Origin of the sequence: Bacillus sp. F2HM, assembly GCF_019266135.1 — a bacterium.
Classification (GTDB): Bacteria; Bacillota; Bacilli; order Bacillales; family Bacillaceae; genus Bacillus; species Bacillus safensis.
The window spans coordinates 33340-51131 of sequence record NZ_LRMO01000025.1 but is presented as its reverse complement, the minus strand read 5'-3'; the positions used below and the strand labels follow the sequence as shown (position 1 = coordinate 51131).

Here is a 17792-nt window from a genome sequence, read left to right as displayed (position 1 = left end):
TGAGTGGACTTTCATTTAGATAAAACTTACTTAACATTTTCCGACTCAAGTCTGTTTAACCAGTTATGGACTAATGAGTTAAATACATCGGGTTGTTCGATTTGCAGGTTGTGGCCAGCCATATCAAGCACTGCAAAAGTTGCCCTTGGATAGTCTTCGATCAGCCGCCACGCATCGTGATATCCGACTACATTGTCTTGACGCCCTGTGATAATGAGCGTGGGATACTGAAATTCAGATGAAATGTCAAAGGAATAGCCATACCCATTTTGAAGAATGTTATTGATGAATTCATGATTTGTTTGTTTAGAAGGAAGGTAAATTTCATCTCGAAACCTCTCCCATTCCGTTTTTCCTTGCACAACGGCCATGGAGCAAAATTCATCCGTCTCCTCTGGAGAGAGTTGTGATATCAAGCTGCTGTCACTTTTTAGAACAGTCTTCTCCGGCACGACTCTTTTATCGAATACAGGTATAGTCATTGGGGCCACAAGTAGTAATCCACGAACGGTTTCCCGGCGAGAATGAACAATACCTCTAGCTATGTACCCTCCATATGAATAACCACAAACAATAAACTGTTCATCAGGGATAATCTCGTCCAAAAGACGCAATACCGCTTCTAACATATCATCAGAATTCTGAATAGACGGATGCGGCTCGGAACGTCCCATCCCCGGTAAGTCTATGTATATTCTTTTCCAACCGCTTTGTTTTTCAAATACCGGTTCCAATGCGTGTAACATCACTTGATGGTCAAGTGTCCAACAATGCAATATAACGATCGGAAATCCTTCTCCAATGACTTTATGATAAATTGACATCTATTTATTTCCCCTTTTCTAGGGCTTCCCTAGTAATCTCAAGATTTTTTGTTGTTTTTCTTGTTAGGAAACTATGTTGCGATATCCCAAAAAACTTCTAACAAGATTAAATGTTCTGAAGCCTGTTTATATTCTTTCAATTCATCATAACAAATCCCCATATTCATGTGTGACATTGAAATGCTTTATGTTACTTCAATTTAAAATTGTTCCAAATCTCTTGCATATTCTAATGAATTGATCAGTTTTTTGCTACAATAAATTGACAACAAATAGTTTGAACCACATACTCTCCATACACGCTAAAATATAAAATTCCGAGAGGAGAAATGAAATGAACCCTTTATTGTTAGATATTCCTTTACAGTTAGAAACAGAAAGACTCATTCTTCGAGCACCACACCAAACAGGAGACGGAAAAATTGTAAACCAAGCAATAAAGGATTCCCTTTCTGAATTAAAAGCGTGGTTACCATTTGCACAAGAACTTCCAACTGTTGAAGAAACAGAAATCAATTTAAGGAATGCTCATATCAATTTTTTAAAGAGAGAAAGTTTTCGTTTTCTTATTTTTGATAAAAACAGCAATCACTTCATTGGGGTAACTAGCCTTCAGAGGATTGACTGGAGCATTCCTAAATGTGAGATTGGGTACTGGGTAAATACTAAATTTAGTGGGAATGGATTTATGACAGAAGCAGTAAAGAAATTAGCTGACTTCGGATTAAACAATGTCAAATTTAGAAGAATTGAAATAAGGTGGGAATCAACAAACCTCAAAAGTCGGGCTATCCCAGAAAAACTTGGCTTTGTATTTGAAGGCACTTTAAGAAATGATGATTTATCCGCAGATGGCAGCAATCTGACTGACACTTGTTTTTATTCCATAATAAAGTAACATTGTACGCTTAAAAAACGGATGGTTATTAAAACAAAAAAGGCATAATATATTTTTTATGTATACTATGCCCTTTTATCTTATTAAACTATATACTTTTGCAGACAAATCAGGCTAACTTCTAAAAGTAAGTGGTCAGTTTTGGTTACAAAAAACAACAAGGGGCTCATCCCCTTGTGATGCAGCCAAGAGGACTTGAAACTCCACGAGGTATTCACCCACTAGGCTTTCAACCTAGAAAAAATGAATTACCTCTTACGAAAAGTTGATTATATTACAAAAAAATACATTTTTATATAAACACTTACTATTTCCATTAGAATATGGACAATAGATGGACAATTCCACCTTAACAAATTTTATATTCTAATATAACTTATTGATTATTAATTTTTATTTAATGTCTCCAAACAATAATTTAAGACTTCTTCGTTCTTTATAATAATTAGTTTCAACTTTTTTCTTGCCCTTGAAACATTTTGATATAACATTTTAGTCGGGTGATAATAAGGCTTGGATGCCCAACCCTTTGTGTCTAGAAGCCCCCTATCATTATAATAAAAATATTCATCGATAACGGCAACAACATTATCAAATTCCTGACCAACAACTTTATGTGAATTCGGTATATTTCTTAACAAATATTCATCATATGGATACACTGTTCTACTAGATTCAGTAAAATTTATGACTTTCCAGTCTGTATCTCTAGATAAATAGGTCAAATATTTTTTCGCGAATTCCACTTTCGAAAAATATTGTATATCTATGTTTGAGTATTCAACCTCAACATCAGAGGATTGATCAAACAAACTTTGTATAAAAGAAGCTAATTCTTTATTGGTTCTTATTTTTGTAGTAAGTTTAAATGAAGTTTTTTTGTTTACTAATTTATCAATATGACTCGGGATATCTCTATCAATTTCAAAACCAGCTAAACACTGTTTTTTGTCATACGAAAAAATGACCTTACTATTCGAACCTTCCTTATTAATAAACTCAATAATCTCTTTAAATTGGTGCAAGTATATCCTTTGAACTTCATCCAATAGAATTACTTTATAATCATTTAAATTATAAGAAGCTAAATACTTTATAGGAGCAACATTCCAACCTTCAGCTTGTAACCTTTCGTGGCCTTCGTTTATAACACCACAATGAAAAATTAAAACTGAATTATCTTTCTCTCTTAAATCTTTTATAATGTCATAAGCTAAAAGTGTTTTACCTGTACCTGCTCCTCCTTGTATCGAAAAATATTTATAGGACGTATTAAATATAGAGTCAATTATTTGTTTTTTTATATTTATTTGATGGTCTGTTAAAAAATAATTATTATTCAGGAACTCTTTTGTTGAATTAAAAGGTGATACCAAATAGTTACTTGGATTAAACAAACCATTAATATCCTCATTAAAGAATTCTCCATTTTGGGACTCCAAGTTTAATCTAAGATCGTCTATAGTCACTTCTTCTAATTCGTCTTCGTTATTTAACTTATATAACTTTTCCTCATCTGCTACAAATGTATAGTTAATAACTTCTACTCGTTTCAAGAATTCAAGATAATATTTATTTTCTATCAGTTGTTTTAACATTTTATTCCCAGTATTAGTACTCTTCAATTCTATGTTAATTATAGTCTGACTATTAATTCTCAATAAATCAAACTCCTTACTTATTTGAGGAATTGTATAACCCCAAAAAAAGTTTTCAAAGTTATTTATAGCTGTATTTTCACTAACTAAACACTTGATTAATTTTTGTATAGATAACCAATCAGTTTCTTTAACAGATTTTAATTCAATACCGAAATTTTTTAAATACAGATCAAGAAAATGATCATCTTCAAAATCTGCTTTTGCACAGGCAATTGACATTAGGTTGACAGGTCTCATATTTTTTCTAACATCTCCCATTCATTTAATCTCATAATAATACACTTTTCTTCCAAATAAAAAAAGAGTCTAGACAAATAACGTCTAGACCCTACATTAATTCAATTTGTTTAGTGGTTAACTTCCTACCCGTTCAGCCAGAATCCTTAATTCTTTATTAAATGCTTCTTGTAAATAAATATCTTTACTTTTTGTTAAGTTTCCTGAGATACCTATGCTCCCGACTATCATCAATGCTAAGATAATCATTTTTATTTTCATATATGATTTCTCCTTTACAATATTATAATAGTCACTAGCCATTTCAAATCTTCCAGCTCTTCTAAAGTATTCAGTTGCTTCTAATGCAAAGTCTTCAATATCACCCTACATTTGCCTACCTTTAAAGAATGCAAATAACTAAACTTGCATTTTGTTAAACAAAAATGTAGTTATAAAAGAAAAACATGCCTGCTAATCAAGCAGTCACGTTTTTTTGGTTTCAACAAAAGTCAAAAAGATGTACAATAAAAAAGAATACACGCTATTGCGAGTAGCATGTATCCCCACGCCTCACACAAGGGAGGTGAATTTTTATGCTTGCATTAGAGATTACAGCAAATTGTTTTAGTATGATCGCTTCTTTTATGACGATCAGTTTCTTACTAAAACAGAAGCAAGCGTAATTGATGGACCCGATTATCGGGTCTTTCTTTATTTCCTCCGTCTACTTCAAGGAGACCTCATCGGAATGTAAGAGAAATCAATGTATTTATTTTGCTTCAATATTGGAATGCAAGAAAAATGCAATTATTTGTTGCGCTTCAATGTTTCGTTGCACTTCAATTGCAATACTTTTGTTTAATGACAAGTTCATTATAGCATCATTAAAATACAAATTACAAATAACGCAAAAATAAATACATCAACAAAACAACAAATACATCTCTTCAGCATATGCCACTTCACTTTTATTGATGGTCTCGAAAGCACCCATCCACTCTTCAACAGGCATTCAATTGAGATTTTTGAGTTACGCCCGTAAATATCTTTAAACAGGCATTGGCCTTGAAACATTGAACCAAGCATCTTTTGATTTTCTATACTTGGTTCAAGATTCATCCATTTCAAGACATCTTCCCTTTCACTTGGTTCATCGAATGCAAATGCGACACCAAAGTTTCCTTTGTCAACATCATGTAAAGCATCCTTTGTTAATTGCGAGATGGAGAACTTAGCATTATTGTAAGAACGCACCTAATACGCTCTCATTCATTTGATACTCTATTTTTGCTTTTGGTGAAGGTTGTACTATCCTGCCAGCAACATTTAGATAAGACAAAAAACCAAAGGTCTACAACCTTTGGTTTCTTAGATGCGGCCGAGAGGACTTGAACCTCCACGGGTTATTCACCCACTAGGCCCTCAACCTAGCGCGTCTGCCATTCCGCCACGACCGCGTGTATGATGTGCTCATATATTCATAAGTGCACTGTTTGAAAAAACAATGCGGGTGAAGGGACTTGAACCCCCACGTCATAAAGACACTAGATCCTAAGTCTAGCGCGTCTGCCAATTCCGCCACACCCGCGTGACAATGGTGAGCCATGAAGGACTCGAACCTTCGACCCTCTGATTAAAAGTCAGATGCTCTACCAACTGAGCTAATGGCTCATCTGCTATGCAGAAAAACATATATAAAAAATGGCTGGGCTAGCTGGATTCGAACCAACGCATGACGGAGTCAAAGTCCGTTGCCTTACCGCTTGGCTATAGCCCAACGAATCAAAAAACAAAACATGACCCGTACGGGATTCGAACCCGTGTTACCGCCGTGAAAGGGCGGTGTCTTAACCGCTTGACCAACGGGCCATACAATAATGGCGGAGAAGGAGGGATTTGAACCCTCGCGCCGCTCGCGCGACCTACACCCTTAGCAGGGGCGCCTCTTCAGCCACTTGAGTACTTCTCCATTATGGCTCCGCAGGTAGGACTCGAACCTACGACCGATCGGTTAACAGCCGATAGCTCTACCACTGAGCTACTGCGGAATAATAAGACATGTTTCATTATATCTATGCCAAAAAAATGTGTCAAGAATTTTTAAGTGTTTCATTCCTGTCTCATTAGCGACGGCTTTTATAATTTAACATATACTAATATAACAGTCAAGCCTTTCTTCCTTCCTTTTTGTTTTCTGTTTAGACATGACAGAAAGACCCCGACCTCTAACTAAAAGACCAAGGCCTTCTTGCTGCTGTGATCCCTATGAGTTTATGACAGCTTATACTTCCGCATCCACTTGTAAAAGGTGCTTCTTGGCACCCCTGCTGACCTCGCTGCTTCTGACACATGACCTTTCGTTTTGTGCAGTGCTTCTATCACCGTTTGCTTTTGAATGCGCTCCCTTAGCGTGAGTTCTTTTGGATTCTCTGTATATTCTGGTAGATGCAGCTTCTGAATTTTCTGATCCATCGCCTCTAATACCGCCGCATATTGCGATTCACCAATCCATCCTCCTTTAGGAAACAGTACCCTTATATGTTCAAACAGATTAAAAAGCTCTCGTATGTTTCCTGGCCAGTGGTACGCTTCTAGCTTACGAAAAAAAGATTCAGGAAATGTCGCATTCCATTGGTGTTTCTTTTGGTAATAGCGATAGAAATCAATAATGTCTTCTTTTCTTTCTCTAAGCGGCGGAATGTTGATTGGATAGACATGAAGACGGTAATACAAATCTTCACGTATTTTTCCTTCCTTCAGCAGTTCGTTCATATTCCGGTGTGTCGCTGTTATGATTCTAATATCCAAAGGGATTTCGCGTGTCCCGCCGAGCGGTACGACTTTTCTTTCTTCAATGACCCTAAGAAGCGCCACCTGCATCGCATAAGGGATTTCGCCAATTTCGTCTAAAAAGAGCGTTCCTTTCTGCGCCTGTTCAAATTTCCCCTTTGCTCCATGACGTTTTGCCCCTGTAAAAGCTCCTTCAGCATAACCAAATAGTTCGCTTTCTAACAGGCTTTCTGGTATGGCTCCACAATTAACGGCAATAAACGGTCCTTTATGTCTTTCACTAGCTAAGTGAATTGCTCGAGCGGCCAGTTCTTTCCCTGTACCTGTTTCTCCCCAAATATATACATTTACATCTGTTTGTGCCGCTCGTTTCAATTCGCTGAGCGTCTGCTGAAATACTGTACTTGTTCCAGATTCCCCGGGAAATTGAGCAAAAGAAACGGTGATATTGCTCTTCGCTGCTTCTTCGAGAGAAAAAGACATCCAAAGCAGCTCTCCGTCTTGTTCTGACTGAATGAGACGCTTGTCTCGTGTAACAAATGTATCAGCCATGAGCAGCTCAACATCCATTCCGTACCAGTCTGAAAATCGATCTCTAATCGGCTTGCTTGCCAAAACAATCTGCTTTTTCTCATTACAGACAACATACGGCTCGTCCGCTTCTACCTGCTGGAGACAATGACTGACCAGCTCCATCTCTTTCCTTTTTTTCTGGACCTGAATTTCTCTCTCTATGGCATATGCAACTGTTGAAGCCATCCCAAGCATAAAAGGATGCCTTTGATCCGCCATACAGGAGATATCAATGACTCCTATGATCGTGCCGTCTGCATCACGAATAGGGGCCGCTGAACAACTCCAATGGTGGGAAGCGACTGAAAAATGCTCAGTTCCGTTGATCGCTACAGCTTCCCCAATGACCAGTGCCGTTCCAATAGCGTTCGTCCCCACATCGGCTTCGGTCCAGCGCGCGCCCTCCATAAAATTTATTTTTTTCGCTTCTACCAGCGTCCTTTGGCTTCCTGTCAGACTTAGCACATAGCCATCTGCATCGATGAGTAAGGCCATCATGTCCGATTCTATTAATTGCTGACTAATTTTATTTAAGTAAGGAAGAGCGGCATTTAGGAATAGTGAGTACTTCTTTTTTTGAATACTGAATAATTCCTTTTCTAACAACGACTGTCCTTTATCTAAATACGGGTTCACATTTGCCTGTTTACATCTGTGCCATGACTCCATCACTCTCTTATCCAGACGAGACCTATCAAGTAAACCTTCACGAACAAAACGTTTCCAAGTATTTAAATAACAAGGCGTCGGATTCATTCCATCCTCTCCTCTGGGGGCTTTTTATCCATTATAGATAATTATAAAAGCGCTTTCAATTATTGGCTGACCCAGGAATTCATTCGGATAAAATGTTTCTCTATCAGCAGTGCACCGCTCGTCCATTTGTTTGCAGCAAGGCTTCGTGTATCGCCTCAGAGAGTGTCGGATGTGCCGCAATAAACTGCTCTAATGTATCAGCTGTCAACTCTGTATGCATCATCACTGCCGCTTGTCCAATCAGTTCTGTGGCATTTGGCCCGATAATGGATACACCTAAAATTTCTTGATATTTCGGTTCGACAATGACCTTTACTTGACCTGCTGGCTGATTTAAAATGAGTGCTTTTCCATTAGCAGAAAATGCGAATTTCCCTATCCGAATCTCCCCATATTGTTTTCTAGCACTCTCTTCATTTAAACCGACACTCGCGATTTCTGGAGACGTATAGATGCACCTTGGAATCACTTGTTCATTGACCTTTACATCTTCACCTGATGCATGTGATGCCGCAATCGTTCCTTCATGAAAAGCAGCATGAGCAAGCTGAACACCGCCTGTCACATCACCGCACGCATAGATATGCGGGAGATTGGTTTGCATATGCTCATTGACGCAGATGCCGTTTCTGTCAAATTCTATGCCGACCTGCTCAAGATTCAGCTCTCCCAGCCTCGGCTTTCTGCCAATGGCGACTAAACAATGATCGGCCTTGATGTCACAGCGCTCTCCATGATCCTTCTCAACCACCACTTTTTTTGAGATTGCATCAAGCTGTTTGACTGCTGCTGATGTCAAAATCTCCACACCAGCTTTTTGAAGCTGATCGTGAAGACAGTTAGCGGTATCGTGATCTTCTTCAGGTAATATGTGTGCTGCCTGTTCAACCATGACAACCTTTGATCCCATTCTGCTAAAGATGCTTGCAAACTCACAGCCGATCACTCCTCCGCCAATGATACAAAGCGAATCTGGTATTGAAGGGAGCGTCATCGCATCCTTACTATCAATGATCCACTCTCTATCAAATGGGGCGAAAGGTAAAGCAGCAGGTTCTGATCCTGAAGCAATAATGATTTGTTTTGCTTGAATGATGTCTGATTTCCCTTCACTTTCTATCAATAGCTCATGTGCTGAAAGAAATGATGCTTTCCCATTTAACACGCTGATTTTGTTTTTATTCATCAAATAACGAACGCCATCAGTCAGCTGCTTCACGACTGACCGCTTCCGCTTTTGAACAGCATCCCAATGAATGATAGGGTCATTTTCTGGAAGCTCAATTCCAAAATGACCAGCTGATTTCACATGCTCGTACATATCGGCGCTTTGCAAAAGGGCTTTCGTTGGGATACAGCCTTCATTCAGGCAGGTACCTCCTAACAGGCCTCGGTCGATTAATACAACCTCTCTGCCAAAACGGGCGGCTGTTATTGCCGCCACATATCCTGCTGGCCCGCCTCCTATAATGACAAGCGTCATTCATTTCACCTGCTTCCTATAAAAGAATGGATACTGGATTTTCTAAATACGCTTTAACAGTTGATAAAAATTGTGATGCCGGAGCCCCGTCCAGCACGCGATGGTCAAATGTCAGACTGAGTGGCAGGATCGTCCCTTTACATAATTCATTCCCATGATAAACAGGCATGTGATCCGCTTTTCCAACGCCAAGAATACCTGCTTCCGGCGGATTCAAAATCGGGGTAAAATGTTCCACACCATAGGCACCTAGGTTAGTGATTGTAAAGGTAGAGCCTTCAATTTCATCGTGGAGAAGTTTGCCTTCACGTGCTTTTTTGCCATACGATTTGATACTCTTCGCCAGCTCAATAAGTGAAAGCTTTTCCGCATGCCGAATAACAGGTACTGCCAGCCCGTGAGCTAAAGCAGCAGCGATTCCAAGATGTACATGCTCAAAAGTTTCGACTCTATCATGTTGATATTGACTGTTCATTGTAGGGTGCTTTTGCAGAGAAAGAATCACTGCTTTGGCTACAAAATCGGTCATGGTTAATTTCATATCGTGTTGTGCTCCAGCTGTTTCGTTCAACTCAGACTGTAATGCTGTAAGTTTTGTCACATCCGCTTTCATCGTTATTGTTAATTGTGCACTTGTTTGCAGGCTTTCCATCATTCGCGAGGCAATGGTTTTCCGCATCATGCTGACTGGCTGATGCTTTGTTGGTTCATTATGTTGTTTTTCTTTTTCTTTTTCATCAGGAAGTGCCCGAAGCACATCCGCTTTCGTGATTCTCCCATCTGGACCTGTTCCCACTAGTGTATGAATATCCAAATTAGCACTTTGAGCAATCTTACGTGCAACAGGGGAGATTTTTATTCTCTCTTTCTTTTGTTTTGGGGGCAGGTCTTTTTCTTTCTTTTCCTCGACCTGTTCATTTCCTTCACCGATATAGCAGATGACCGTGCCAGGCGGTACACCTTCTCCCTCAGACACTTTTATATCCAATATGGTTCCTTCTGCAGGTGATTCGATCTCCATTTCAATTTTTTCGGAGTTGATGCTTGCAATGCTTTCCCCTTTATTCACGGTCTCTCCGATCTCTTTATTCCAGACAGATACCGTTCCTTCTTTCATTGACATGCCCAATTTCGGCATCACAACCTCGACAGCCATCTCCCTCTCTCCTTTCTTTAGTTCAAGATCTTGTCATGACTTTTTCCAACCATCTCTAAGACAGTGTTCACAACCTTATCAGGTGTCGGCAAATAGATATCTTCAAGCGGTGGTGAAAATGGGACCGGTGTATGAGGAGCCGTCACTTTTTTGATTGGTGCATCGAGTAAATCGAATCCTTTATCCGCAACCAGAGAAGAAATATCTGCGGCAATTCCGCATCTTGGATTTGCTTCATCCACAATGACAAGCCGATTTGTTTTCTCTACTGAAGTCAGAATGGCCTCTTCATCGAGCGGCGACAAGCTTCTAGGATCAATCACCTCGGCTTCAATTCCTTGCGCAGCTAATTGCTCTGCTGCTTCGAGTGCTGTATGAACTTGTTTGCCTACTGCAAAAATGGTCACATCTGAGCCTTCTCTTTTCACATCTGCTTTGCCAAGCGGCAGCGTGTAATATCGCTCCGGAACATCTCCTGTAATATTGTAAAGCGTTTTGTCTTCAAAAAAGATGACAGGGTCCTGATCCTCGATGGCTGCCAGCAGCAATCCTTTGGCATCGTATGGTGAAGAAGGCACCACCACTTTCAATCCAGGGATGCTTGTAAATAGCGCATACAAGCTTTGCGAATGCTGAGCAGCTGCTCTAAAACCCGCTCCATGTGTCGTTCTGATTGTGATTGGCACCTCTGCTTTTCCGCCAAACATGTATCGAAATTTAGCCCCTTGATTCAGCACTTGGTCCAGACAGGTCCCGATAAAATCATTAAACATGAGCTCCGCAATTGGCCTTAGCCCTGTGGAAGCAGCTGCCATGGCCGCACCTACATAGCCAGCTTCACTAATTGGTGTGTCAAGGACTCGCTCACGTCCAAACTCCTGAACGATTCCTTTCGTTACACCGAGCACACCGCCCCATGCTTCATCATCCTGTAAGTGATCTACATGAGCGCCTCCAGCAACATCTTCCCCCATTAAAATGACATCCTCGTCTCTTCTCATGGCAAGCTTAATCGCTTCATTCAATGCACTAGACATGCTGATTTCTCTTGTCATTTTCCTCTCCTCCTTCTGATTTATTGATACGAAACATACACGTCGGTCAATAATTCGGTCTGATCTGGATATTCACTTTCTTCACTGAATTGAACGGCTTCATCTATCGCTTCAGTTACTGCCGCTTCAATATTTGATAGCTCTCCATTCGTCAGCAGCTGCTGCTTGATCAATTCATTTTTAAAAAGAGTGATCGCATCTCTCTCTTCTTGATGTTCTGTTTTTTCTTGATTGGTTTTGTAACGCTGGGCATCTCCTTCGAAATGGCCATAATTCCGATATGTCATGCATTCAATCAATGTCGGACCTTCTCCATTTTTCGCTCGTTCAATTGCTTGTTCTGCGGCTTGATAAACGGCCATCACATCTTTTCCGTCTACTTGAATCCCAGGAATGTTATAACCGGCCGCTCGATCGACGATTGATTTGCAGCTTGAAGCATAGGAAAATGGTGTCGCTTCTCCGTACCCATTGTTTTCTGCGATGAAAATGACGGGCAGTTTCCAGATGGCCGCGAGATTGATTCCTTCGTGGAAAGTCCCTTGATTGTTTGCACCATCTCCAAAAAAGCAAACGCTTACATTTTCGGTCTTTTTATATTTGGCTGTGAGTGCTGCCCCGCACGCAAGAGGAAAGCCGCCTCCAACAATTCCGTTGGCACCAAGCATTCCTTTATCAAAATCTGCAATGTGCATGGATCCGCCTTTGCCTTTACAAAGACCTGTGGCTTTTCCATAGATTTCTGCCATCATTCCTTTTAGATCACAGCCCTTCGCTATACAATGGCCGTGGCCGCGGTGGGTACTTGTAATACTGTCTTTTTCATTCAGATGAGCACAGACTCCTACGGCAACAGCTTCTTCGCCAGCATAAAGATGGACAAACCCCGGCAAGATTCCTTTTGTAAAAAGCGTGTGCACCCGGTCTTCAAATTGGCGGATTTCCTGCATCTTTTGATACATCCATACGGCTTTTTCTTTAGTCAATGCCATTTCCATTTGGTAAAACCTCCTATCTTTTTTGCTTGCACTTCTATACAAGCAAAAATCGTGCCAACATGACGACGCATGAACACTTAGGATTTGACCGAATCACACCGATGAAAAAAGAGACAAAATGAGACATGCGTCTCTTTTTGTCTCAATATGTCCACACATCTATTGGAACAAAAAAAGCATCCCCATAGAGGAATGCTTATCACAATGAATCGGTTGTGCGCAGCCACTTTAATTTCCCTTTGCAGACGCCGCATACATAACGAGAGGTATCAAACCGTCTTTTCCTAATAAAAGACCGGCCGCATCCTGTGCAAATATATTCATGGCGTTTCTCCGCACGGCGCTTATTTTGCATGGTCTTTAGCGGTGTACAAAAACGCGGTGCTCCTACTTGTTTTAATAAGGCTTTAAAATCACGGTCACGATGCTGATAGCCCTTTCCCTCAAGGTGCAGATGATAATGACACAGCTCATGCTTGATGATCCCGATTAATTCTTCTCGCCCATGCTCCTCTAGGTATCGGCGGTTCAGTTCGATGTTGTGTGTACAAAGTAAATATCGTCCGCCTGTCGTTTTTAGACGGTCATTAAAAACAGCCTGATGGCGGAATGGCTTGCCAAAGAACTGCTGGGAAATGTGCTCTGTTAACTGCTGTAACTCTCTCTCGTTCAATCAAGATCGTTCCTTTCTATAAAAACCTCGAACGGGACAATTTCCCCTATGCATACATTGAAGGTACACCCACTGTTTCGATCAAAGGAGGAATGGGCGATGCCCAACTGGCTGAAAAATCAGATGCAGAAGGCATTTTATGAGAAAAATCATTATCAAATCAAATTGCTGAATCAATGCTGGTACTTCTATAGAAAAAAACATTCAGTCACATCAAGGCACACCCCATCCTAAGGTGCGCCTCGTTTTTTTGTTTACTCTGGTTTCAGCATGGAGAGGGCAACACGACCTTTTGCCTGGTCAACAGAGTCCACCCATACGGTCACAATGTCACCAACTGATACAACATCAAGCGGATGCTTCACAAAACGGTTGCTTAGCTTGGAAATATGCACAAGCCCATCCTGCTTTACGCCAATATCAACAAATGCGCCGAAGTCTACAACGTTTCTTACTGTTCCTTGCAGCTCCATTCCTTGCTTCAAGTCTTCCAATTTCAACACATCTGTTTTGAGCAGCGGCTTTGGTACTTCATCCCGCGGATCACGCTCAGGTCTTGTCAGCTGATCAATGATATCTTGAAGTGTAATTGTCCCAATGTCTAGCTGCTGGGCTGCTTTGTCCAGTTTAACCTCAGCAATTTTCTCTTTTAACTGCTCTGTGCCAAGGTCGTCTGGCGTCATGTTAATCATGCGTAAAAACTGTTTTGTTTCTTTATAGCTCTCAGGGTGAATACCTGTACGATCAAGCGGGTCTTGTCCATCTGTAATGCGAAGGAAGCCGATACACTGCTCATATGTCTTAGCTCCGAGCCTTGGGATATCCTTCAATTCTTTTCTGCTTGTGAATCTCCCAATCTCTTCGCGGCGCTTGATGATATTCCCCGCGACAGCTTTTGAAAGGCCTGATACATATTGCAGCAGCGCCTGTGAGGCGGTATTGACGTTTACACCGACTTGGTTGACGACTGTTTCTACCACAAAGGTTAACGAGCTGTTTAATTGCTTCTGGCTGACGTCATGCTGGTATTGGCCCACACCAACAGACTTCGGATCAATTTTCACAAGCTCTGCTAAAGGATCTTGTAATCTTCTAGCGATTGAGATGGCGCTTCGTTCTTCGACTTGCAGATCTGGAAACTCTTCTCGCGCAAGTGCTGATGCGGAGTAAACACTTGCTCCTGCTTCATTCACAATCAAATAAGACACCGGCTGATTTAGTTCTTGAATCAAGTCTGCAATGAATTGTTCTGTCTCTCTTGAGGCTGTTCCGTTTCCAATCGCAATGACTTCGATGTTTGATGATTGAATGATCTCTTTCACTTTTTGTTTCGCTTCCGCTTTTTTCTGCACGGGCGGATGCGGGTAAATAACGCCAATATGATGGACTTTGCCTGTATCATCCACGACAGCTAATTTACAGCCTGTCCGAAATGCGGGGTCGACTCCAAGTACACGTTTCCCTTTCATTGGCGGCTGAAGCAGCAGTTTTCTTAAGTTTTCAGCAAAAATATGAATTGCTTGTTCCTCTGCTTTTTCTGTCAGCTCTTTTCGTATTTCTCGTTCGATGGAAGGCTGAATGAGGCGTTTATACGCATCATCGATTGCCGCTTCAATAAACGGTCTCGCCGTCGTCTGTTTGCCTTTAAGAACTTGTTTGTCGAGATAGAAGCGAATATTTTCAGCAGGTGGTTCGATGGCTGCTTTTAAAATGCCTTCTTTCTCCCCGCGGTTGACCGCTAGTACACGGTGCGGAACAATCTTTTTGATTGGCTCTTGATAATCATAATACATTTCATAGACGTTTTTCTCATCGCTTTCGACATCTTTTCCTGATGTGACCAGACTGCCCTTTTGGTACGTTTCACTGCGAATCCATTTTCGCATATCAGGATCATCTGCCAGCTGTTCAGCAATGATGTGCTGCGCACCTTCAAGTGCCTCTTCTACATTTGTCACTTCTTTTTCTTCGTTAATAAAAGCAGCTGCTTTCTTCTCGATCTGATCGCTTGGCAGCGTGAGTAAATATTCCGCCAGCGGCTCCAGCCCTTTTGCTTTGGCTACATTCGCCTTTGTTTTGCGCTTTTGTTTGAATGGCCGGTATAAATCTTCGACCTCTTGCAGTTTATGAGCTTGTTCAATTTTCTGTTTTAATTCATCGGTTAGTTTGTCTTGTTCAGCAATTAAGCGAATGACTTCTTCTTTTCGGTTCGTGACATTTTGGATATATGTATAGCGCTCTGAAATGGTCTGAATTTGCACCTCATCCAGTGAGCCTGTCTGCTCTTTCCGATAACGGGCAATAAACGGGACGGTGTTGCCATCCTCTAAAAGCTTGATCACACTTTCAATTTGTTTTGTTGAAAGCTTTAATTCTGTCGCAATTTGTTTCAATAAAAAGTCAGATGTCTTCATACTTTGCATCCTCTCACTGTGTCTTCTCTTTTAGTGTATCAAAAAAACCGGCAAAACAGAAAAAAGGTCAGCTATTTTACGTGAGCTGACCAAGTACATAGGTGAGATCGTCCTTTTTTTCTTGTGTGTATGTTTCAAGCTGTTTGGCAATGTCTTCAACTGAATGTCCATGCTTTAAACACATGCGCATGTTTGGCACATTCAGTCCGTCTGAATACATAATGAATATCGATCCTTTTTCGTAGGGATAGGAGTATGTTTTATATTTTCTAGGTTTCCCTGATAAGTATCCTGATGTCGGAAATGGATAAATATAATCGCCAGAAGGTGCATTCAAGATAAACCGAATATTACCAACCGAACAATAGGTAAATTGCTGCTGGGAAAAATTCACCTTTAATATGGCCACAGTGGCCCCGCGTTTATTTTTCATGGCCTGATTGCATCTGTCGATGAGGGTCGCCACATCCTCATGTCCATATTCTTCGACAATTTCGCTGACTAAAGAAGATGATTCATTGGCGTACTGGCCGCTGCCTAATCCGTCTGCTACAGCACAAATTAGTTCTTCATCATCTGCTTTAATAAAAAAACTGTCCCCGCAGCATGACTTCCCTTCTTTATTCGATTGATAGATAATGGCTTTTACATGCTCATGCTGTTCAATCTGTTTCATTACCCTAGCTCCATAGACGCATCTTCTGATAATGCATCTCGCAGTTTTTTCACTGCCTTCCGCTGCAGTCTTGATACATGCATTTGGGATATACCAAGTAAATCGCCTGTCTCTTTCTGACTCTTATTTTGCAAGTAAGTCAGATTGATAATCTCTTTTTCTCTATCCGACAGCACATGAAGCACACTCTCAAGCATCAATTTTTGGTTCACACGTTCGTAGCCCTCTTCCTGTGAGCCCACAACGTCTAAAATCGTCACAGTACTTCCTTCAGAATCAGCCTCTACGCCTTGGTCAACAGACAGTGCTTGATAGCTTTTGCCCATCTCCATGGTTTCAAGTACTTCTTCTTCTGTTACATCTAGGTATTCTGCAATTTCTTGGACTTTAGGTGACTTCTGTGTCTCTGTTGTCAAATGATCGACTGCCATTTTAATTCTTGGTCCAAGCTCTTTGATCCGCCTTGGTACATGGACACTCCATGTCTTATCTCGTAAAAAGCGTTTGATTTCCCCGATGATGGTTGGAATGGCAAAGGCTTCAAATGATTTACCGACGAGCGGGTCGTATCGTTTAATGGCGCCAAGTAAACCTATCATTCCAACTTGTCTAAGGTCCTCATGAAAGCTTTTTCCTTTAGAATATTTTTTCGCCAGCATATCAACCAAGTTTGTATAGCATTCGACCAGCGTGAGCTGTGCCTGCTCGTCTTGATTGGTTTGATAGCTTTGGATGAGGCGGTCTACTTCATCTTTAGTTAGTTTCATAGTTTTGGATGGTTGTGTCATGGTCAACTCGCTCCCTGTTTAAAAACTTTGTCATCGCCACGGTAACTCCGGAGTTTGCTTGCACCTCGACTTCATCCATCAATGTTTGCATTAAGTATAAACCAAGACCTCCTTCTGCCAATTGATCCACCGTATGAGCAGATGTGTACGGTCCGAGGTCTTCCTGTTTTTGCTTAAAGTCAAAGCTACCGCCTTTGTCAGCGACAATGATTTCTAGACGATCCTCGTAGACAAGAAAGCGAACAGCCACCTCTCCATCTTCGCCGTCTTCACCTTTGTAGGCATGCTGAACTGCATTTGTACAGGCCTCACTGACGGCAATTTTTAAGTCCTCAATCTCTTCATAGGCATAGCCCATCCGGCTCGCTACGCCTGACAGAGTCAAGCGAATGATGCCTACATATTCTGGTTTTGCCGGTATTTTCATCTCGATTCGATCTACTGATTCGTTCATTGTACCCCACCCTCTGACTTTGCAGAAATGTCAATGATGTCCTTTAATCCAGTGATTTCAAACAACCTTACAAGCCGTTCTGACAAGTTCTCAAGCTTTAATGTGCCACCTGCTTTTTGAGCCGCTTTAAACAGCCCAACGAATACACCTAAACCTGTGCTATCCATATACGTAACATCCTTTAAACAGATTTCAAGATGCTCTCCCGCCTCAGCTTTAGGCATGAGCGTTTCTCTTAGCTCAGGAGCGGAGTACACATCAATTTCTCCGCTGACACTGATTTTCGTTTTTTGATCTATTTGATGCTCTTTTACAGACATATTCATTATGCATTCACCTCGAAATTCTTGTTTCCTAAAGTTTTATATACCCGC

At 41.0% G+C, this 17792-nt stretch carries 17 protein-coding genes and 7 tRNA genes; 2 read left to right on the top strand and 22 right to left on the bottom strand.

The window, feature by feature from the left end:
* Positions 1 to 26: 26 nt before the first annotated feature.
* On the bottom strand, positions 27 to 824 hold the full coding sequence (locus AWT60_RS15795) for an alpha/beta fold hydrolase (RefSeq protein WP_218677447.1): 798 nt from the start codon (positions 822 to 824) through the stop codon (positions 27 to 29).
* Positions 825 to 1158: 334 nt separating this feature from the next.
* Between AWT60_RS15795 and AWT60_RS15790 the strand changes: the two genes are divergently transcribed.
* A complete protein-coding gene (locus tag AWT60_RS15790) occupies positions 1159 to 1722 on the top strand; it encodes a GNAT family N-acetyltransferase (RefSeq protein ID WP_218677446.1) in 564 nt (187 codons plus the stop codon).
* 386 nt (positions 1723 to 2108) lie between these two features.
* Here AWT60_RS15790 and AWT60_RS15785 read toward each other — a convergent pair whose 3' ends face one another.
* The 16 genes from AWT60_RS15785 to AWT60_RS15710 form a co-directional block, all read right to left on the bottom strand.
* A complete protein-coding gene (locus AWT60_RS15785; RefSeq protein WP_218677445.1) occupies positions 2109 to 3641 on the bottom strand; it encodes an ATP-binding protein in 1533 nt (510 codons plus the stop codon).
* 96 nt (positions 3642 to 3737) lie between these two features.
* Positions 3738 to 3881 carry a hypothetical protein gene (locus tag AWT60_RS15780; protein ID WP_218677444.1) on the bottom strand — a complete coding sequence of 48 codons (144 nt, stop codon included), beginning with the start codon at positions 3879 to 3881 and terminating at the stop codon, positions 3738 to 3740.
* A 594-nt stretch (positions 3882 to 4475) separates the two neighbouring features.
* A complete protein-coding gene (locus AWT60_RS15775) occupies positions 4476 to 4856 on the bottom strand; it encodes an ATP-binding protein (protein ID WP_483861526.1) in 381 nt (126 codons plus the stop codon).
* A gap of 119 nt (positions 4857 to 4975) precedes the next feature.
* Positions 4976 to 5059, bottom strand: a tRNA-Leu gene (locus AWT60_RS15770).
* Between the two features lie 48 nt (positions 5060 to 5107).
* Positions 5108 to 5190, bottom strand: a tRNA-Leu gene (locus AWT60_RS15765).
* 7 nt (positions 5191 to 5197) lie between these two features.
* Positions 5198 to 5273 (bottom strand) — tRNA-Lys (locus AWT60_RS15760).
* A 31-nt stretch (positions 5274 to 5304) separates the two neighbouring features.
* Positions 5305 to 5379, bottom strand: a tRNA-Gln gene (locus tag AWT60_RS15755).
* Between the two features lie 20 nt (positions 5380 to 5399).
* A tRNA-Glu gene (locus AWT60_RS15750) sits at positions 5400 to 5471 on the bottom strand.
* 9 nt (positions 5472 to 5480) lie between these two features.
* Positions 5481 to 5571 (bottom strand) — tRNA-Ser (locus AWT60_RS15745).
* A 4-nt stretch (positions 5572 to 5575) separates the two neighbouring features.
* Positions 5576 to 5650, bottom strand: a tRNA-Asn gene (locus tag AWT60_RS15740).
* Positions 5651 to 5873: 223 nt separating this feature from the next.
* Positions 5874 to 7721: a sigma-54-dependent Fis family transcriptional regulator gene (locus AWT60_RS15735; protein ID WP_218677443.1), complete on the bottom strand. Its 1848-nt coding sequence runs from the start codon at positions 7719 to 7721 to the stop codon at positions 5874 to 5876.
* A 103-nt stretch (positions 7722 to 7824) separates the two neighbouring features.
* Complete coding sequence (gene lpdA, locus AWT60_RS15730) at positions 7825 to 9204, bottom strand: dihydrolipoyl dehydrogenase (RefSeq protein WP_218677442.1); 1380 nt, start codon at positions 9202 to 9204, stop codon at positions 7825 to 7827.
* Positions 9205 to 9220: 16 nt separating this feature from the next.
* Positions 9221 to 10360 carry a dihydrolipoamide acetyltransferase family protein gene (locus AWT60_RS15725; protein ID WP_218677441.1) on the bottom strand — a complete coding sequence of 380 codons (1140 nt, stop codon included), beginning with the start codon at positions 10358 to 10360 and terminating at the stop codon, positions 9221 to 9223.
* Positions 10361 to 10377: 17 nt separating this feature from the next.
* A complete protein-coding gene (locus AWT60_RS15720; protein WP_008346887.1) occupies positions 10378 to 11415 on the bottom strand; it encodes an alpha-ketoacid dehydrogenase subunit beta in 1038 nt (345 codons plus the stop codon).
* A gap of 20 nt (positions 11416 to 11435) precedes the next feature.
* On the bottom strand, positions 11436 to 12413 hold the full coding sequence (locus tag AWT60_RS15715) for a thiamine pyrophosphate-dependent dehydrogenase E1 component subunit alpha (RefSeq protein ID WP_218677440.1): 978 nt from the start codon (positions 12411 to 12413) through the stop codon (positions 11436 to 11438).
* A 199-nt stretch (positions 12414 to 12612) separates the two neighbouring features.
* Positions 12613 to 13086, bottom strand: coding sequence for a SprT family protein (locus AWT60_RS15710; protein ID WP_041107438.1), 474 nt, complete (start codon positions 13084 to 13086; stop codon positions 12613 to 12615).
* A 99-nt stretch (positions 13087 to 13185) separates the two neighbouring features.
* Here AWT60_RS15710 and cmpA point away from each other — a divergent pair, with 99 nt between their 5' ends.
* Positions 13186 to 13320 (top strand): cortex morphogenetic protein CmpA, encoded by a 135-nt coding sequence (gene cmpA / locus AWT60_RS15705; protein ID WP_008346893.1) that lies wholly within the window; start codon positions 13186 to 13188, stop codon positions 13318 to 13320.
* Between the two features lie 20 nt (positions 13321 to 13340).
* Here cmpA and AWT60_RS15700 read toward each other — a convergent pair whose 3' ends face one another.
* From AWT60_RS15700 to AWT60_RS15680, 5 genes are all read right to left on the bottom strand, one after another.
* Positions 13341 to 15500: a Tex family protein gene (locus AWT60_RS15700; RefSeq protein WP_202739424.1), complete on the bottom strand. Its 2160-nt coding sequence runs from the start codon at positions 15498 to 15500 to the stop codon at positions 13341 to 13343.
* Between the two features lie 76 nt (positions 15501 to 15576).
* On the bottom strand, positions 15577 to 16176 hold the full coding sequence (locus AWT60_RS15695; RefSeq protein ID WP_041107442.1) for a PP2C family serine/threonine-protein phosphatase: 600 nt from the start codon (positions 16174 to 16176) through the stop codon (positions 15577 to 15579).
* Positions 16176 to 16964 (bottom strand): RNA polymerase sigma factor SigB, encoded by a 789-nt coding sequence (sigB, locus tag AWT60_RS15690; protein WP_024425394.1) that lies wholly within the window; start codon positions 16962 to 16964, stop codon positions 16176 to 16178. The genes AWT60_RS15695 and sigB overlap by 1 nt, the downstream gene beginning before the upstream one ends.
* Positions 16930 to 17418 carry an anti-sigma B factor RsbW gene (gene rsbW, locus AWT60_RS15685; protein WP_041107445.1) on the bottom strand — a complete coding sequence of 163 codons (489 nt, stop codon included), beginning with the start codon at positions 17416 to 17418 and terminating at the stop codon, positions 16930 to 16932. The genes sigB and rsbW overlap by 35 nt, the downstream gene beginning before the upstream one ends.
* Positions 17415 to 17744, bottom strand: a complete 330-nt coding sequence (locus AWT60_RS15680) for an anti-sigma factor antagonist (RefSeq protein ID WP_024425392.1) — start codon at positions 17742 to 17744, stop codon at positions 17415 to 17417. Before AWT60_RS15680 ends, rsbW begins: the two co-directional genes overlap by 4 nt.
* Positions 17745 to 17792: the final 48 nt, after the last annotated feature.

Excerpts from the sequence above, each read along its gene's own strand:
- AWT60_RS15795 (WP_218677447.1), bottom strand. The coding sequence starts at position 824 with ATGTCAATTTATCATAAAGTCATTGGAGAAGGATTTCCGATCGTTATA.
- AWT60_RS15720 (WP_008346887.1), bottom strand. The coding sequence starts at position 11,415 with ATGACAAGAGAAATCAGCATGTCTAGTGCATTGAATGAAGCGATTAAG.
- AWT60_RS15735 (WP_218677443.1), bottom strand. The coding sequence starts at position 7,721 with ATGAATCCGACGCCTTGTTATTTAAATACTTGGAAACGTTTTGTTCGT.
- cmpA (WP_008346893.1), top strand. The coding sequence starts at position 13,186 with ATGCCCAACTGGCTGAAAAATCAGATGCAGAAGGCATTTTATGAGAAA.
- AWT60_RS15780 (WP_218677444.1), bottom strand. The coding sequence starts at position 3,881 with ATGAAAATAAAAATGATTATCTTAGCATTGATGATAGTCGGGAGCATA.
- sigB (WP_024425394.1), bottom strand. The coding sequence starts at position 16,964 with ATGACACAACCATCCAAAACTATGAAACTAACTAAAGATGAAGTAGAC.
- AWT60_RS15725 (WP_218677441.1), bottom strand. The coding sequence starts at position 10,360 with ATGGCTGTCGAGGTTGTGATGCCGAAATTGGGCATGTCAATGAAAGAA.
- AWT60_RS15715 (WP_218677440.1), bottom strand. The coding sequence starts at position 12,413 with ATGGAAATGGCATTGACTAAAGAAAAAGCCGTATGGATGTATCAAAAG.
- AWT60_RS15680 (WP_024425392.1), bottom strand. The coding sequence starts at position 17,744 with ATGAATATGTCTGTAAAAGAGCATCAAATAGATCAAAAAACGAAAATC.
- AWT60_RS15700 (WP_202739424.1), bottom strand. The coding sequence starts at position 15,500 with ATGAAGACATCTGACTTTTTATTGAAACAAATTGCGACAGAATTAAAG.
- AWT60_RS15695 (WP_041107442.1), bottom strand. The coding sequence starts at position 16,176 with ATGAAACAGATTGAACAGCATGAGCATGTAAAAGCCATTATCTATCAA.
- lpdA (WP_218677442.1), bottom strand. The coding sequence starts at position 9,204 with ATGACGCTTGTCATTATAGGAGGCGGGCCAGCAGGATATGTGGCGGCA.
- AWT60_RS15790 (WP_218677446.1), top strand. The coding sequence starts at position 1,159 with ATGAACCCTTTATTGTTAGATATTCCTTTACAGTTAGAAACAGAAAGA.
- rsbW (WP_041107445.1), bottom strand. The coding sequence starts at position 17,418 with ATGAACGAATCAGTAGATCGAATCGAGATGAAAATACCGGCAAAACCA.
- AWT60_RS15785 (WP_218677445.1), bottom strand. The coding sequence starts at position 3,641 with ATGGGAGATGTTAGAAAAAATATGAGACCTGTCAACCTAATGTCAATT.